This window comes from Agrobacterium sp. 22117 (genome assembly GCF_052045735.1).
Taxonomy (GTDB): Bacteria; Pseudomonadota; Alphaproteobacteria; order Rhizobiales; family Rhizobiaceae; genus Agrobacterium; species Agrobacterium cavarae.
Genome location: NZ_JBQEPP010000003.1, coordinates 285296 through 302126, shown reverse-complemented (window position 1 = coordinate 302126; position 16831 = coordinate 285296). Strand labels below are relative to the sequence as shown.

General features: G+C 57.7%; 15 protein-coding genes, 1 tRNA gene and 1 riboswitch. Of the genes, 6 read left to right on the top strand and 10 right to left on the bottom strand.

Annotation, left to right across the window (positions count from 1 at the left end; genetic code table 11):
- Positions 1-7: 7 nt before the first annotated feature.
- From ACTJKV_RS09950 to ACTJKV_RS09935, 4 genes are all read right to left on the bottom strand, one after another.
- Positions 8-643 carry a LysE family translocator gene (locus tag ACTJKV_RS09950; protein ID WP_130979663.1) on the bottom strand — a complete coding sequence of 212 codons (636 nt, stop codon included), beginning with the start codon at positions 641-643 and terminating at the stop codon, positions 8-10.
- 104 nt (positions 644-747) lie between these two features.
- Positions 748-1434: a 5,6-dimethylbenzimidazole synthase gene (bluB, locus tag ACTJKV_RS09945; protein ID WP_274104155.1), complete on the bottom strand. Its 687-nt coding sequence runs from the start codon at positions 1432-1434 to the stop codon at positions 748-750.
- Between the two features lie 90 nt (positions 1435-1524).
- Positions 1525-1704: riboswitch (cobalamin riboswitch) on the bottom strand.
- A gap of 33 nt (positions 1705-1737) precedes the next feature.
- Positions 1738-2568: a TolB family protein gene (locus tag ACTJKV_RS09940; protein ID WP_274104156.1), complete on the bottom strand. Its 831-nt coding sequence runs from the start codon at positions 2566-2568 to the stop codon at positions 1738-1740.
- A gap of 38 nt (positions 2569-2606) precedes the next feature.
- A complete protein-coding gene (locus ACTJKV_RS09935; RefSeq protein WP_116493632.1) occupies positions 2607-4286 on the bottom strand; it encodes an NAD+ synthase in 1680 nt (559 codons plus the stop codon).
- A gap of 283 nt (positions 4287-4569) precedes the next feature.
- Here ACTJKV_RS09935 and ACTJKV_RS09930 point away from each other — a divergent pair, with 283 nt between their 5' ends.
- The 3 genes from ACTJKV_RS09930 (at position 4570) to sthA (ending at position 8749) form a co-directional block, all read left to right on the top strand.
- The gene (locus ACTJKV_RS09930; protein ID WP_313556486.1) at positions 4570-6465 is read left to right on the top strand and encodes an LTA synthase family protein; all 1896 of its coding nucleotides are present in this window, start codon (positions 4570-4572) and stop codon (positions 6463-6465) included.
- An 82-nt stretch (positions 6466-6547) separates the two neighbouring features.
- Positions 6548-7093 carry a DUF1003 domain-containing protein gene (locus ACTJKV_RS09925; RefSeq protein WP_274104158.1) on the top strand — a complete coding sequence of 182 codons (546 nt, stop codon included), beginning with the start codon at positions 6548-6550 and terminating at the stop codon, positions 7091-7093.
- Positions 7094-7330: 237 nt separating this feature from the next.
- Positions 7331-8749 (top strand): Si-specific NAD(P)(+) transhydrogenase, encoded by a 1419-nt coding sequence (gene sthA / locus ACTJKV_RS09920; RefSeq protein ID WP_062598105.1) that lies wholly within the window; start codon positions 7331-7333, stop codon positions 8747-8749.
- 6 nt (positions 8750-8755) lie between these two features.
- Here the strand turns inward: sthA and ACTJKV_RS09915 are convergent, their stop codons facing one another.
- From ACTJKV_RS09915 to ACTJKV_RS09900, 4 genes are all read right to left on the bottom strand, one after another.
- A complete protein-coding gene (locus tag ACTJKV_RS09915) occupies positions 8756-9409 on the bottom strand; it encodes a hypothetical protein (RefSeq protein ID WP_313556340.1) in 654 nt (217 codons plus the stop codon).
- 399 nt (positions 9410-9808) lie between these two features.
- Entirely contained in the window at positions 9809-10333 is a 525-nt protein-coding gene (locus tag ACTJKV_RS09910; RefSeq protein ID WP_313556339.1) for a nucleoside kinase, read from the bottom strand.
- A 162-nt stretch (positions 10334-10495) separates the two neighbouring features.
- Positions 10496-11971: a trigger factor gene (tig, locus tag ACTJKV_RS09905; RefSeq protein WP_062425445.1), complete on the bottom strand. Its 1476-nt coding sequence runs from the start codon at positions 11969-11971 to the stop codon at positions 10496-10498.
- A gap of 188 nt (positions 11972-12159) precedes the next feature.
- Positions 12160-12244, bottom strand: a tRNA-Leu gene (locus ACTJKV_RS09900).
- Between the two features lie 552 nt (positions 12245-12796).
- On the opposite strand from ACTJKV_RS09900, the gene ACTJKV_RS09895 reads away from it, so the two are divergent.
- The 3 genes from ACTJKV_RS09895 to trmFO all read left to right on the top strand — a co-directional run bounded on the left by ACTJKV_RS09895 (position 12797) and on the right by trmFO (position 15281).
- Complete coding sequence (locus ACTJKV_RS09895; RefSeq protein ID WP_082447210.1) at positions 12797-12943, top strand: DUF1127 domain-containing protein; 147 nt, start codon at positions 12797-12799, stop codon at positions 12941-12943.
- A gap of 429 nt (positions 12944-13372) precedes the next feature.
- Complete coding sequence (locus ACTJKV_RS09890) at positions 13373-13516, top strand: DUF1127 domain-containing protein (protein WP_082447266.1); 144 nt, start codon at positions 13373-13375, stop codon at positions 13514-13516.
- 295 nt (positions 13517-13811) lie between these two features.
- Positions 13812-15281, top strand: coding sequence for a methylenetetrahydrofolate--tRNA-(uracil(54)-C(5))-methyltransferase (FADH(2)-oxidizing) TrmFO (trmFO, locus tag ACTJKV_RS09885; protein ID WP_274104161.1), 1470 nt, complete (start codon positions 13812-13814; stop codon positions 15279-15281).
- On the opposite strand, the gene ACTJKV_RS09880 is transcribed toward trmFO, so the two are convergent.
- Positions 15233-15715, bottom strand: coding sequence for a hypothetical protein (locus ACTJKV_RS09880; RefSeq protein ID WP_113176236.1), 483 nt, complete (start codon positions 15713-15715; stop codon positions 15233-15235). The genes trmFO and ACTJKV_RS09880 overlap by 49 nt on opposite strands.
- A gap of 254 nt (positions 15716-15969) precedes the next feature.
- Complete coding sequence (locus ACTJKV_RS09875) at positions 15970-16818, bottom strand: phytoene/squalene synthase family protein (protein WP_274104162.1); 849 nt, start codon at positions 16816-16818, stop codon at positions 15970-15972.
- Positions 16819-16831 lie beyond the last annotated feature (13 nt).

The following is a 16831-nucleotide window of genomic DNA, read 5'->3' as shown; positions in this document are numbered from 1 at the left end:
CGACGGTTTAGGCGACGGCTTTCTTCCAGCCCGCCGCGAGCAGTCCGGCACCGATCAAAAGCCCACCACCGGTGCGATTGACGACGCGCTGGACGGAGGGCTTGCGAATGGTGTTGCGGGCCGCACTTGCCAGCAACCCATAAAGAGCGGCGTTGCAAGTCGCAAGCACTAGAAAAGTAACTTCGAAAATAAGCACCTGCGGCCAGAACGGCAGGGTTGGCACCAGGAACTGCGGCAGGAAGGCGACGAAGAAGATGATGCTCTTCGGGTTCAGTGCCGTGACGATGTAGGTGTGGAGGAAGATCTTCAGCGGACGCTCGCGACCCGTCACGTCACCCTCACCTTCAGCCGACGTGCCGACAGGCGCGCGCCAGAGCTTGATGCCGAGATAGATCAGATAGGCAGCACCCACCCACTTCAAGACAGTGAAGAGAGCGGCGGAGGTCGCGAGCAGTGCACCAAGACCCAGCATGGACGCCGTCATGGCGGTAAAGTCTCCAAGCGCTACACCGGCAACGGTGGCGCTGCTTGCCTTGCGTCCGTGGCCAAGCGCGTAAGAAATGACCAGCAAGATCGTTGGTCCGGGAATGGCGAGCATGATGGCAGATGCGGCAACGAAGGCCAGCCAGTTTTCAATCGGTATAATATGATCCCCTCTCGAAATGAGAGTGAACTAAGCCACCGGCCATGAGGACTGGCAAGTGGATTTTTGGGTCGTAATACGCCTGCTAGCAAGTCGGCTCTTTGCTATTTCTCGCCCCACCGGTCTTTGAAAATCAGTTCGTCCAGCGGCAAACGCTGACGCCAGCCCTTCACCGCTAACTCAGGCTCAGCATAGAGTTCCGAGACATAGCCGACGCAGAGCCATGCGACGATTTCGATATGCTCAGGGATACCCAGGATCTTTCGAATATCGTCGTCATGGAAGATACTGACCCAACCGACGCCGACGCCTTCGGCGCGTGCCGCCAGCCAGAGGTTCTGCACGGCGCAGACGGTGGAGTAGACATCCATGCGCGGATTGTGCGTTCGCCCGAGCACGACATCGCCACCCCTTGTCGGATCGCAGGTGACGCAGATGGAGAGCGGCGCCTTCCGGATGCCCTCTAGCTTGAGGCTTCGGTAGAGCGACTGCTTATCGTCGGGAAACATCAAGGCCGCTTCCTCATTGGCGCGACTGAAAGCCTGCCACACGGCATTTTTGATGTCTGCATCGCTGACGAGAGTAAAATTCCATGGCTGCATGAAACCCACCGAGGGGGCGGAGTGGGCGGCGGAAAGCAGCTTGTGGATCAGTTCATCAGAAACCGGATCGGATAAAAACTCGTTGCGGACATCGCGGCGGGTCTCGATGGCGCGGTAGACCGCAGCCTTTTCGTCCTTGGCAAATTCATAGGCCGGCACCGGGCCATGTGCAGTATCATCAGGTCGCATCGTCAATCCCCAACAATGCAGAAAGACCACGTGCGCGCCTGTCAGATAGGCACAAACGCTCTTCCTCACAACCTGCCGCCGTCCGCGCGGACTGGTCTATCGTGTCAGGCCGGTCTTCTGACTTGGCTTCGTTTGCCGGTTGCCGCCTTCCCGATTGCTCAGTGGCTTATGGCAACAGGCATCCGCCTTACAGCGTTGGGCACGTTGCGGTCTTGCACCGCATTCCCGATTCTCCTGCCAAGAGCAGGCACCTGACGACGTTGCGTATCGGCAATTGCCGATCGGAAGGCAAGCGCCGTAGGTCTATCCAACCGGAAAATATAGCACATAGGCGAACTCATCACCGTCCGGTGACCAGTTGGGCGAGTTCATCGTTCCCTGCCCGCCAAAGAGATCGAAGAGCGTTTCGACGTTGCCACCATCCGGGTCCATCAGCCGCACGCGAACATTGAGGTCACGCGGGTGGTCGAAGACGTCGCCATCATAGGAAATGAAGACGACCTTGTCTCCCTTTGGAGAGGGGTGCGGGAACCAGTCGCCATATGGGCTATCGGTGATCCGCTCGACGCCCGATCCATCCGGTCGCACCCGCCAGATCTGCATCTGTCCTGTGCGGCTGGAGTTGAAGTAGATCCACTGACCGTCAGACGAATAATCCGGACCGTCGTTTCGCCCCTCGCCATGGGTCAGACGTGTTTCGGTGCCGGTTTCGATGTCCATGGCATAGATATCGAAAACCTGATCCCTGATCCCGCAATAGGCGAAGCTTTTGCCGTCCGGCGCCCAACCATGCCAGTAGGAGGGAAGGTTCCGCGTCATCAGTTTCGGCGTGCCGCCTATGGATGGAAGCACATAGATCGCGCTCTTGCCGAACTCGACCTTGTCGGAAATGGCATAGAGAGAACCGTCGGGCGAAATGCCGTGGTCGTTGTTGCACTGAACCGCGAACCCGGTATCTACCTTATCGACCGAGATGTCTCCAGCAAGGGACAGGCGGTAGAGCACGCCATCACTGTTAAGCAGCAGATATTGCCCATCTGGAGACCAGTTCGGCGCTTCGAAAAGCTTCTCGGTCTGCCAGACAATCCGATCTTCGCGGGTACGGATATTGAATATCTCGACTGAACTTCGCATCGTCCCTCCCGTTGCGATTGCCCACTGACCCGTCGGACCTACCTGTCGCGGAATCGATTGGTAATAGGATACCTGCGATCGCGACCGAAGTTCTTCTTGGTAATCTTCACGCCAGGTGCAGACTGCCGGCGCTTATATTCGGCCAGGTACAACAGATGCTCGATGCGATGAACCGTTGCGACGTCGTGACCGCGCGCCACGATTTCGTCGACGGACATTTCCTGCTCCACCAGGCACTCGAGAATATCGTCGAGAAGCGGATAGGGCGGAAGCGAGTCCTGGTCGGTCTGATTGGGACGCAACTCGGCGGACGGTGCCTTGGAAATGATGTTGGCCGGGATGACTTCGCCCGAAGGCCCAAGCGCGCCAGGCGGCACGTGGGCGTTGCGCCATCTGGAGATGGCATAGACCTGCATCTTGTAGAGGTCCTTGATGGGGTTGAAGCCACCATTCATATCGCCGTAGAGCGTGGCATAGCCGACGGACATTTCCGACTTGTTGCCGGTGGTTACCACCATCGAGCCAAACTTGTTGGAAACACCCATCAGGATCGTGCCGCGCGCACGGCTCTGCAGGTTTTCCTCGGTGATGCCCTCCTCCGTTCCTTCGAACAGATCCGACAGCGCCGTCATGAAGCCATCGACAGGTTCGGCAATCGGAACGATGTCATAACGGCAGCCGAGCGCCCTGGCGCAATCGGCGGCGTCCTTCAGCGATTCTTCCGAGGTATAGCGGTAGGGCAGCATGATGCAGCGCACCCGCTCCTCGCCCAGCGCATCAACCGCGATTGCTGCGCAGATGGCCGAGTCGATGCCGCCGGAAAGGCCGAGAACGACGCTCTTGAAGCCATTCTTGTTGACGTAGTCGCGGAAGCCCAGCATGCAGGCCCGGTAATCGGCCTCCTCGCCTTCGGGAATATGGGAAACCGGACCATGGCTGCAGTGCCAGCCATTCTCCGTGCGTTTCCAGTCCGTGACCGCCAACGTTGCTTCGAACTGGCTCATCTGGAAGGCCAGCGTCTTGTCGGCATTGAAACCGAAGCTCGCGCCGTCGAACACCAGTTCATCCTGGCCGCCGAGTTGGTTGACAAAGACCAGAGGCAGGCCACTTTCAATGACCTGGCGGAGGGCGACCTGATGACGGACATCGACCTTGCCGCGATAATAGGGCGAGCCATTGGGCACCAGCAAAATTTCGGCGCCGGCCTCGGCCAGCGTCTCGCACACGCCGAAATCGTTCCAGATTTCTTCGCAAATCGGAATGCCGATGCGAATGCCCCTAAAATTATAGGGGCCGGAGATAGAGCCTTCGCTAAAGACGCGCTTTTCGTCGAACTCGCCGTAATTCGGCAGGTCCACCTTGTCGCGCAACGCGACGATCTTACCGCCATCGAGCAGAGCTACCGAATTGTGCCTGCCCTTTTCGCCCTGGCGCGGGAAGCCGATAACGACGCCCGGCCCGCCATCCGCGGTCTCCGCGGCCAACTCCTCCACTGCCTTGAGGCAGGACTTCAAAAATGCCGGTTTCAACACCAGATCTTCTGGCGGGTAGCCGGAGATGAAAAGCTCCGTCAGCAGAAGAAGATCGGCGCCTTGCGCTGCCGCATCGGCTCTTGCCTCGCGCGCTTTGGCAAGGTTGCCTGCGACATCGCCGACGGTCGGGTTGAATTGTCCAACCGCAATCCGGAACGTGTGGGGAATGGTCTGTGCTGTGCTCATGCCTTCCTCAATATCGTGCCGGCTCTTACAGTGCAACGCGCCGCATAAACTGTTTCAAAACAATGGCCAGTCAAGAAGGGTCCGGCGGGTGCATGCGCGAAATAAACGGCTCACGCGATGGTTATCCTCGAGACCTGTGAATTTTGCATAGTTCATGTCGCGTTCATTGCGCGCATGTGACAGTTAGATGACGCTTATATGACAGGTGATTCACACCTGCTTTCGAGACTGCCGGAGTAGAAACGTGACGAAATCGGTACCTAGAACAACGGTTACCGAAAGGATGAAGCTCGTCCTTTCAAAGCCGTGGACACGGTCCCCTGCCCGCCTCGCAAACGATGCACAAATGCTGGCCAATCTGGTCCTCGCAGCGGTGCTGCTCGTCGTCTGCATGGAATGGATCGCGCGCGGCACCTTGCATGATGTCGGCTCCTTTTTGCTGTCACCTGCACGACCTGGGCTGACGACGGTCGTAGCAGTCTTCATCGGCCTCATGGCGCTTGATGCCGTCTTCGGGCGTCATTACCAGTCGCTTCTGGTTGCCGTCCCGCTAATGATCCTGCCGGCTTTCATCTCGAGCCAGAAGCAGCTTTACCTTTCCGATCCGCTCTATCCTTCCGACCTGCTGTTCGGCCGCCAGATCCTTCAGCTTTTGCCTGCCATGCTGAAGGCTCAGCCCGTGACCGCAATCGCCGTTGGGGTTGCACTTTCGCTCTCTGCGTTTGCCATTGTGATGCTGTGGCGCCTTTCGCGGCGTGCCATGCCTGTGATGTCGTTCAAAGCTAGAATTTGGAGACTGGCGCTTGCCGTTCCACTCTTCGTCAGCTTTGGCTCCATGATGGAATATTCTAGCTATTCCTGGATCAGAGACCGCCTCAACATCATTCCGATGATGTGGGATCAAAAGGAAAACTATCGCCATAACGGTTTCCTCATGGCCTTCGCCTTCAATATCCCGATGGCGAAAGTGACAGCACCTTATGGCTATGGCGAGGCGACGATCGCGGACATTGCGTCCGACAGTTCCGCCTTCGCGGTCAACCATTCCAAGCGTCCCGATGTCATCATGATCATGAGCGAATCGCTGTGGGATCCGACGCGTCTGGAGAATGTCACGCTCTCGAAAGATCCGATGCCGCGCATCCGCGCCATGCAGTCAGGCCATGTGTTTTCGCCCGAGTTTGGCGGCATGACGGCAAATGTCGAATTCGAAGCGCTGACCGGCTTCAGCAATGCGTTCCTGCCCTATGGCAGCATTCCCTATCAGCAATATGTGCGCCGCCCTGTTCCTTCGCTTGCGACCTTCTTTCGCTCGGAGGGATATTCCGCAGTCGCCGTCCACCCATTCCAGGAATGGTTCTGGAATCGTCGTGAGGTCTACAAGCATTTCGGATTTGAGGAGTTTCGCTCCGAAGAAACCTTGCCGCCGATGGAAAAGCGTGGGGCGTTCGCGTCGGATGCGGCACTGACGAACGAAATCATCCAAACGGTTGATGCAGCCGAAAAGCCGCAGTTTCTCTTTGCCGTCACGCTTCAGGGACACGGCCCCTATGAAACGAACCGCTATGCTGAGAAAGCCGTCTCCGTCAGAGGTGATCTATCCGACAATGCACGCGATGCGCTCGCCACCTACGCGCAGGGCGTTTCGGAAGCCGACGAAAGCTTTGCAAGGCTTATCGCCTGGGCCAAGGGTCGCGAGAGGGAGACCGTCATCGTGCTTTTTGGTGATCATCTGCCGCCGCTCGGGCAAGCCTTTGTCGAAAGCGGCTATATGCCGGGCATGGTCGCAACCCGCCGCGCGCCGCTTGCCACGATGAAGACGGAGCATGAGACGCCTCTGGTGGTCTGGTCTTCAAAGGCAGGATTGCAGAACCGGATCGGCACGATCAGCCCCTCGTTGCTGCCCTATCACATCTTAAAAACCGCGGGCTTTGACGATCCCTTCTACACCGGCGTGCTGGGCAAGGTGCATGCGTCCTACTCCGTCATCGATCGCCATATGCTGATGCAGCGAAACGGTTCGGGCGTGCCGGACTGGTCGATTGCGCCTGCGACTCTACCATCTTCACTCAGCGAATATCGGCAACTGCAGTTCGACATGATGTTTGGCGACCAATTCGGAAAAGAGCGATTCTTCCCCGGCTTCAACTGGATCCACGAGACCACGCCATCCGGTTAAGACGCCTTCGAACCCGCGATTTTGTTTGAACTTGCCGGCACCTTGGGCTTATCTCCAGCCAACGCATTGCCGGAGATGAATCATGTCTGCCATTCCAGATTACGTCCTGTCCCACTTCAAGCGATCCTCCCGACAGATCGGTGAGGTCGAAAAGCGGATTCTGGAGGTGGCGCATCAGAAGCAACTGATTTCCACCGACACCAATGCTGAGTTTTCGAAGGGATCCACAGTCGGCGAGAGGCTAGCGGACAGCATCGCCCGCGTCGGTGGCTCATGGGGCTTCATCATCAGCTTCCTGGTGTTTCTGGCCGTATGGGCCGTCATCAATACAATTGTTCTGACAACAAAGGCCTTTGACCCCTATCCCTTCGTGTTCCTCAATCTCATTCTGTCCATGCTGGCCGCGATCCAGGCACCCATCATCATGATGTCCCAGAACCGGCAGGCGGAACGCGATCGGTTTGAGGCAGCCAAGGACTACGAGGTCAACCTCAAGGCCGAGCTCGAAGTTCTCTCTCTCCACGAGAAGATCGATCTCAAGGTTCTGGCCGAACTCGCCGCATTGCGGGAAGACATCGCAAAGCTGCACCAGCATCAGGCCCAGCAAAGCGACCGCCCCTCGTCCTGATCGATCGATAGCCGATTTGCGGCTTTTTCTGTGCCGGTTACGAATCCGTCAGATTTCTGCGCTACAGATTGACGCAGGCATTTGTTGCATTGCACTCTGCGGTCTCACGACATCCGGATGTGCGAATGCGGAGATCATTTCCGCAGGCTGAGAGCATCACGCTTTTCGCGGCAAATCCTCACATCGGATATTCACACATCCCGGCATTCTACCGGGCTTACGTCCAGAGGCTTTTTCATGAACCAGTACGATCTCATTGTTGTTGGCAGCGGTCCCGCCGGCAGACGTGCTGCCATCCAGGCGGCAAAGCTCGACAAGAAGGTCCTGGTCATCGAGAAGGGCAGCCGCGTCGGCGGTGTCTCGGTTCATACCGGCACCATCCCCTCCAAGACGATGCGCGAGACGGCGCTCAATCTTTCCGGATGGCGCGAGCGCGGCTTTTATGGCCAGTCCTATCGCGTCAAGCAAGAGATCAGCGCCGAAGATCTGCGCCAGCGCCTACTGATCACTCTCAACCACGAAGTCGAAGTGCTGGAGCACCAGTTTGCCCGTAACCGCGTGCAGCACGTGCGCGGCAAGGCAAGCTTCCTCGCGCCCGATACACTCCAGATCACCAAAGACGATGGCGAAGTGATGCATGTGTTGGGCAAGAGCATTCTGCTCGCCGTCGGCACTCGCCCATTCAGACCGGACTACATGCCGTTTGATGGCAAGACCGTCATCGACAGCGATGAATTGCTGCAGATGGAGAGGCTACCGCGCTCCCTGGTAGTCATTGGTGCCGGCGTCATTGGCATCGAATATGCGACCATTTTCAGCGCGCTCGATACCGCCGTCACGCTGATCGATCCCAAATCCACAATGCTCGACTTCATCGACAAGGAAATCGTCGAAGATTTCACCTACCAGCTCCGCGACCGGAACATGAAGCTGCTTCTCGGCCAGAAGGCCGAGAAAGTGGAACACACGCCGGAAGGCAAGGTGTCGATCACACTGGATAATGGCCGCACGATCGTGACCGAAATGGTGCTTTTTGCCGCAGGCAGAATGGGCGCGACCGACACGCTGAACCTCGCGGCAGCCGGACTTGAGGCCGACAGCCGTGGCCGTCTTTCCGTCAATCCGGAAACCTTCGAAACCTCCGTACCAGGAATTTTCGCCGCAGGCGACGTTATCGGCTTCCCGAGCCTTGCCTCCACCTCCATGGAACAGGGCCGTATTGCGGCCCGCGTCGCGGTCGGCGCAATCGGCATGGAGCCGCAGAAGTATTTCCCATACGGCATCTATGCCGTCCCAGAAATCTCCACCTGCGGCCTGACGGAAGAAGAAATGAAGGAACGCGGCATTCCTTACGAATGCGGGATTGCCCGCTTCCGGGAAACCTCGCGCGGCCACATCATGGGTCTTGATACTGGTCTTCTGAAGCTGATCTTCTCATTGAAGACGCGCCGGCTTCTCGGCGTTCACATCGTCGGCGAAGGCGCGACCGAACTGGTTCACATCGGTCAGGCTGTGTTGAACCTCAAGGGCACGGTGGAGTATTTTGTCGAAAATACCTTCAACTACCCGACGCTTGCCGAGGCCTACAAGATCGCGGGTCTGGATGCGTGGAACCGCATGGGTGATATCAAGAATAGGAATGAAGCGGTCAAGTGAGCCGCTTCACCACCTGATCTTGTAGTTTGCATGCACCGCCGGGCGGAAACGATCTTCAAAGCCCCGGTCGAAACTGCCTGTTACCGTCAGATTGTCGGAGAGCTTCTGTTCGAGCGCGACGCTGGAACTGAACTCGTCGAATGTCTCGCGGCTCGCGCCCGTCAAGACGAAGGCAGTGCCGGTCGCCGAGCGCGTCAGCCGCAGGGACTGCGTCACATCGAGCCCGCTCCACTGCTGACTATGGCCATCATAGCGCAGCGTGACGTTTCGGTTCGATTCCACATCGAAATCGGCTGTGGCGACGCGCTTTTGCGTCATCGTCATCGTCACGGCGGCCGAGCCCGTCAGCGCGTTCATCAGAATGCCCACGTCTCTGGCGATCTTGACACCCGGCAGATTGGTGGACATCAACGTCATGTCACCCCAGAACTTCACCGGCGTGTCGACCACAGCACCACCCTCAGACGCGCTCATGCCCATCTCAAGGCCGGCGCGCAGCGGCGTTTCCGTCGGCAGCTTTGCACCCAGCCGCGCCGAATAGGAGCGGTCGGAATTCTTGGCGGGCGCCCAGATCAATCCCCGCTCCTGTGCCTTCACCTCTACCGGGGACAAAAGGATGAGCGAGGCAGCGGCGAGCGTGCCCAGTATCTTGACCAACATGTCATTTCCTCAAGCTTTAAAAAGACCAGCCGCTCTTGGGAGGAAAACAGCAGGTCTCGTTTCGGCTTGGGCGATCCAGAAAACGGAGATCACCCGGACTCAATTCTGCCGGCGCTGGGCGCCAGACTTAACCGCACTCGCTGACAGGCGACGCGAATCGACAAGCGCGACATCACACCCGCGCTCGAAAGAAAGATGAAACTGAAGGCTTAAAGCCAAGCCGCGTTTGGCGGCAGATCGCTCTCGACGCACAAGCGCGTCCGGCAAATCACTCCCAAAGGGTGCCAGATGAACGGGAGATGAACAAGAGCATGTGCAGCAAAAAGTCATTGTGCACTGCATTGTGACCGTCGGAACACAGTTGGTGGACGTGCTGCCCTGTCGGAAATGCCGGAATTGCTACGCGTTGGTGTGGGATAACAACTCCGCAACAACCGCTTCGACGGGCTGGGTGGAATCGATTGCGATGCCTTCCTTCGAAACGTCATCCTCACTCTCGTGGAGCGCCAGGATGAACGCCCGCTCCTCAGCTTTGCCACCGAACTCGTCTTCTGGCCTCGCGGACAGGCGCTTCTCCAAGGCGGCTCGATCAAGCTTGAGAATGAACACGGCGTCAAAGAGGCCGATGAAAGTGGAAATGTTGCGGGCGCCGCCGCAAAAGAAGGTGGCAGCATGGCTCTGATCGGCCGCCAAATCTTTTACTCTCTCGACACACCAGAGGTGATGACGGTGAGCAAAAGCGACATCCGTGGCCCACGCGCCACCCTGCCGCTCTTGCAAAGGTAAGCCGGTCTTAGGGTCACCTTTATAGGCGAGTTCCCTGTCGCCATGAATGACATGGTAACCTTGTCGCTGAAGCTCTGTTGCCACAGACGTTTTGCCCGAACAGGACACACCTTCAACAAGGTCGTTTTTGACGCCCATGACACCTCTACTTCAGCAAGATGCAGCAAAGGTCGCCCATACACTCTTCGGATGACGACAGGATGTCTTTTCGGCGTGAACGCAAACGCCTCTCGACACTCCTAAATGAAAAGGCCGCAGCTTTCGCCGCGGCCTCTTCGAAACAAATATGAGAAGAGCAGATTACTCTGCGTCGCCTTCGGCTGCCTTCTTCTTGGCAGGCGCCTTCTTCTTTGGAGCGGCTTCTTCGCCTTCAGCAGCGTCAGCCTTGGCTGCAGCCTTCTTCTTGGCCGGAGCCTTCTTCTTGGTTTCTTCGCCTTCTTCGGCGTCGTCAGCCAGAAGCTCTTCCTTCGAAACCGTCTTGTCGGTAACGGAGACTTCGGTCAGCAGCTTGTCGATGACCTTTTCTTCGAAGATCGGTGCACGCAGCGAAGCGGAAGCGCCAGGCGTGTTGCGGAAGTAATCGAGGATTTCCTTCTGCTGGCCCGGGAACTGCTGCAGCTGCTGGAACAGAGCGCGCTGCATTTCTTCTTCGGTGACTTCAACGCCAGCCTTCTCGCCGATTTCGGAGAGAACGAGGCCGAGGCGAACGCGGCGCTCAGCGAGCTTGCGATATTCTTCGCGCGCTTCTTCTTCGGTCGTGTCTTCGTCAGCAAACGTCTTGCCGGACTGTGCGAGATCCGTGTTGATCTGGCGCCAGATGTTGTCGAACTCAGCGTCGACGAGACCGGCAGGCGTGTCGAACTTGTAGAGTTCGTCCAGCTGGTCGAGGATCTGACGCTTGACCTTCTGACGGGTCACGTTGCCGTACTGGCTTTCGATCTGGCCGCGAACGATTTCCTTCAGCTTCTCAGCCGATTCGAGACCGAGCTTGGTTGCCAGTTCGTCGTTAATTTCAACGTCGGCGGCGGCAGCAACTTCCTTGACGGTGATGTCGAAGGTGGCTTCCTTGCCAGCCAGCTCAGCAGCCGGATATTCGCTCGGGAAGGTAACGGTAATGGTCTTCTCGTCGCCAGCCTTGACGCCAACGAGCTGGTCTTCGAAGCCTGGGATAAAGCGGCCGGAGCCGATAACCAGCTCGGCATCTTCAGCAGCGCCGCCATCGAAGGCTACGCCATCGACCTTGCCGAGGTAGTTCATGGTGACGCGGTCGCCTTCAGCGGCCTTGCCCTTCTTCGTCTCGTAGCTACGAGCGCTTTCGGCGATCTTGAGGATCTGCTCGTTGATTTCGTCTTCGGTCACTTCAACGACTTCGCGCGTGACCTTGATGCCGTCATTCGACTTCAGTTCGATCGGCGGGATGACTTCGTAAGCAATGTTAAATTCGAAATCGGTTTCGGCGGCCAGAATCTTGTCGGCTTCCTTCTCGTCTTCCGTCATGGAGATGGAAGGCTGAGTCGCAGACTTTTCGCCGCGGCTGGAAATGATCTCGGAAGGCTTTTCGCGAACCAGCTCGTTGACGAGATCAGCCATGATCGACTTGCCATACATCTTCTTCAGATGAGCGGCAGGGACCTTGCCGGGACGGAAGCCGTTGATACGAACCTTATCCTTGGCTTCGGCGAGGCGCTCGTCAAGGCGAGCCTTCATGTCAGCGGCCGGAATAACGACCTTGATTTCGCGCTTCAGCCCTTCAGCGAGCGTTTCGATAACCTGCATTTTCATACCTTCACATCATGGCGGCAGTGCTCAGACAGCCGTCGGTTTACTTTCGAGCACAGCGCCGGAATCTGAATTCACCGGCCGTGACTATAAAACTTGCATGCACAGGCGCGTTGCGGAGCAATTATGCCTGAGCCAGGGAAAGGGCAAAACGAAACGCTTTACCTGGCTTTCCCGGCGATTTGTGGTGCGGGTAGAGGGACTCGAACCCCCACAACTCTCGTCGCCAGAACCTAAATCTGGTGCGTCTACCAATTCCGCCATACCCGCGCTCTTTAAATCCTGCATAAACAACATCTGGCACATGAGGCCTTCCGGAGCGCGGCGTCTCTATATCATCCGTTTTCAGGAGCGCAAAGGAAAAATGACGCCGTACAAGCCCTATTTCCATGGGTTTTGAGGACTCTATGACAATCGCGAGCAGGCCATCTGCGGGAATCACGAGGCTCGCGGTCCACGCAGTTCGATTTCAGTGGACCGCCCATGAAAGCCCCTCCCGGATGGAATGCCATACCAACGTGCTCACCTCTCGCCGCGACCATTGACGAGAGTTTGTGAGGCCGGTTGAGATTTGGAGGGCCCGGGGACGGGCTTGAGAGCGTGACTGCTGCTGTCTGAGCCAGAAAATCAGCTTCGAATGCTGTCAAATTATGCATTTGTTAAGGAAGTAGGCGCCGATTCGGAGCTTGCCCTGCGTTACGCGCATAGGTGTCATCCTTCTTTGTCTGTTTTTGAAGCGCGGCGAAAGGCATATATTCAGTTTCAGAAAACGAAGCTGAGTTGATCCCAAGCAACCGGCGAACCGAAACGAGGAATAAGACCATGAACATTGCACGCTCGCTGAACAACTGGCGCAAGTATCGTCAGACCGTAACTGAACTGGACCGCATGAGCGATCGCGAACTGAGCGATCTCGGCATCGGCCGCACCGACATCCGTCGCGTTGCTCGCACTGCAGTCGGTATGTAATAGATCGATAACACCGGCTGACGATCCTTCGTCTGCCCGATGTGTTACCCTCAAAAGGCCCTGAGCACCCGCTCCGGGCCTTTTCTTTTTGCGCTCAACGCCCCTGCCCGCCCTGCAGCATCGGCCTGAAAACCGGAACCGATCTTCGAAAACACGATGCTTGAATGCAGCGTCCTCCCTGTGCCCAAAAAGACGGACGGGATCGTAACAGCGCCTCATCGACTTTCGCTCAAATAATGCGCATATCGATCCACAAGCTGCAAAAATAGACGACACATTGCACAAATGCATGGCAGTCGCTCAAAATCTGCACTCCAAATCATCGCTATGAATATGTATATACCACTCAACAGCCGAGAGCGCAGATGACCAGCGGCCCGGCGGACTGAATTTTAAAGATCACACACATCAAAGATTGAGGAAACAACCATGAACCCGCTTCGCATCGCAAAGAACTGGATCAGCTATCGCCGTACGCTCAACGAACTGGGCAGCCTCTCCAACCAGGCTCTCAGCGACATCGGCCTGACCCGTTACGACATCCGTAACGTCGCATCCCGTTCGTTCCGCTAATCAGCGTACAGGGTCATCCGCAAGAGCCGACCTCCCACGGCACCGGATGGCTGAGCGACAGGCAAAAAAACGGCGCCACGAGCGCCGTTTTTTGATTCTTGAGGGTCGCTCACGATCGTCGCATGAATCTCCTTCTCCTGAGGTCGGAGGCTCGCAGGCTTTCGAAAAAGTTTGGCGGTCCACACTGCTCGTGATACTGCATCGGGCAAATGCCTCCTCAGAGTGAGGCTAAGCCAATCAAGAAAGATGGTCGACCCGCAGCAACCTTTGTGCCGGTTGGCAACGTGAGCGCGCGATGCAAGACAATATGAACTCTCCCATCCACGTCATCGGCGGCGGCCTTGCCGGCTCGGAAGCGGCCTGGCAGATCGCCCAGGCTGGCATTCCCGTCATCCTGCACGAAATGCGCGGCGTTCGGGGCACGGATGCTCACAAGGGTGACAGCCTTGCTGAACTCGTTTGCTCCAACTCCTTCCGTTCCGACGATGCGACGGCCAATGCCGTCGGTGTCATTCATGCGGAAATGCGTCTGGCGGGCTCGCTCATTATGGCCTGCGCCGACAAGCACAAGGTTCCCGCCGGCGGCGCTCTCGCCGTCGACCGTGATGGCTTTTCCGAAGCGGTTACGGCGCAACTTGAGGCGCATCCACTCATTACCATTGTTCGCGAAGTTGTTCCGGGCCTCCCACCGAAGCAATGGGGCAACACGATCATTGCCACAGGCCCGCTCACCGCGCCCGAGCTTGCCGCCGCCATCCAGGCGGAAACAGGCGAAGATGCGCTGGCGTTCTTTGACGCAATCGCACCGATCGTCCATCGCGACAGCATCAACATGGATATCTGCTGGTATCAGTCCCGCTACGACAAGGTGGGCCCTGGTGGCAACGGTAAGGACTACATCAACTGCCCCATGGATGAGGCGCAGTATCATGCCTTCATCGATGCGCTGATCGCCGGCGATACGGTGGGCTTCAAGGAATGGGAAGGCACTCCCTATTTCGATGGCTGTCTGCCGATCGAGATCATGGCGGAACGCGGACGCGAAACGCTTCGTCACGGCCCGATGAAGCCGATGGGTCTGACCAATGCCCATAACCCGACAGTCAAGCCCTATGCGGTGGTGCAGCTGCGTCAGGACAATGCGCTTGGCACGCTTTACAACATGGTCGGCTTCCAGACGAAGCTGAAATATGGCGCCCAGGCGGACGTCTTCCGCATGATTCCAGGCCTGGAAAACGCCGAGTTCGCGCGTCTCGGTGGCCTGCACCGCAACACCTATATCGATTCGCCGCGGCTGCTCGATCCGTCGCTGAAGCTGAAGTCCCGTCCGGACATCCGTTTTGCCGGCCAGATTACCGGCTGCGAAGGCTATGTGGAGAGTGCGTCCATCGGGCTGCTTTGCGGTCGGTTCGCCAGTGCCGAGCACAAAGGCGAGCCGGTCCGCCTGCCGCCGGCGACGACTGCGCTTGGCGCCCTGCTCAACCACATTACAGGCGGGCATCTTTCCACCGATGAAGAACCGGGCAAGCGTTCATTCCAGCCGATGAATGTCAATTTCGGCCTGTTTCCTGAGCTCGCGCCGGGCTCGATCGTCAAGCCCGAAGGCGTGAAGCGCTTCCGCGGCAAGGACAAGACCATCATGAAGCGTCAGTTGATGTGCGCCCGCGCGCTGCGAGATTGCGCGACATGGCTTGGCGTCGAAGCGCCGGTTCTTAATCAGGTCGCGGAGGAAGGTGAGGAGCTGGCGTCAGCTTCCTTAGGCTGATCGGGCTCTGCATCCGCTGCCTCCAGATAGCTGCCGAGCAACCAGAGAGACACTTCTGCGGCCTCCCCAATCGTCTTGAAACGATAGGCACCGCTATATTTCGGCGTGTCGATGAAGGTGACGACAAAACCGTCGCCGCTTTCCAGATGTTCCACCGTGATGCGCTCCGGGTTCAGCATCATGCAGGCATTGTGCTTGCCCATGTTGCGCATGAAGCCAGCCTTGTTGTCGTGCAACCGAACAAAAACGGCGTTGCCGTCGGCGGTCATGTGCAGGCTGCGGATCGCCTCATTGGGAAAGGCCCGGGCGAAATCCAAAATGGCCTGCCCCGTATCGTAGCTGCTTTCGCCTTCCGAGAAACGCTTCAGGCGCCAGAGATAGATCGCGACCGCGATCAAAAGCGCGAGGATGATGATCCAAATGGTAAGGCTCATCTCTGTCACTCCTTGGAGCGTCGTCAGCCCTTCGGGACCTACAAGACACGCTCTGACTTCTCGAAATCACGTATTGGACAATGCTGTCGTCCATACCAGCTCATCAAGCGGCTTAGCAACCAAGACTTGCGCGGAGGTGAAGCGCGCCTCACGCATCGTGCTGAGATTTCAAAAAGGTGGAGCGCCCAAAAGACCCACTGCGCTTTGAAGGCATATCGTCATCGCAAAGCCGCTGCGGCTTTGCGTGCCACGCTCTAGAACCGCTTCAGATAGGCGGCCTTAGCGAGCAGCCACTGGCGACGGAGCAATGAGAGCTGGATGCCGTTTTCAACAACGTCCGCGCCTGCGCGACGTGCCGCCTTCAACACAGCCTCGACCTGTGCCACGGGCAAGAAAGCGGGAACGACCGCTTTAGGCAGGGACGTTTGGCGCGCCTTGTTCAGATGATCCTGAGCATGTGCGCAGAATATCTCGATCGCCGCACCGACCTTCTCACGGTCCTTGCCTTCCAGAAAACTCTCGCGGTTCAATCCGGCTACCGACAGAACGTCCTGCGGGACATATACCTGACCTCGACGGCGATGCAGCGGCATCAACAGCAGCATGCCAGCCATGGCCTGGGCAACGCCTGCGTGGCCCGCGGTCTCGGCGTTTCTCGCTGCATCATCCGGCGAAAGCACGATGCTGGATAGCTGTATCAATGCAGAGGCCGTCTCGCCCGCATAACCCTCGAGAGCGTTGCGATTCTCGAAGACGTCATCGTAGAGATCGAAGATGCGCGCTTCGATCATGTCGATCAAAGTCTGCCGCGGTAGATTATGGGTGGCGATCGCGTTGAGCAGTGCTGCGGCAACAGGATGGCCGACACTGTCCCCATGCGGATTTCCCTCCAGGAGATCGCGCCACCACTGCATGCGCACTTCGCCTGGAAGCGGCTCGCGAACGACGTCGCGGATACGGGCAATCTCGGCGTTGAAAGCGTAAAGGGCCGCGAGATCACCGCGCTTGTCTTCCGGCGCAAGGAGGCATGCGAGATATCTGTCGCGATCCATGTCACGCAGCATCGTCAGGCACGCGCCATTATCCGCCGGCAGGTCTGTCATCGATAACCGTTCT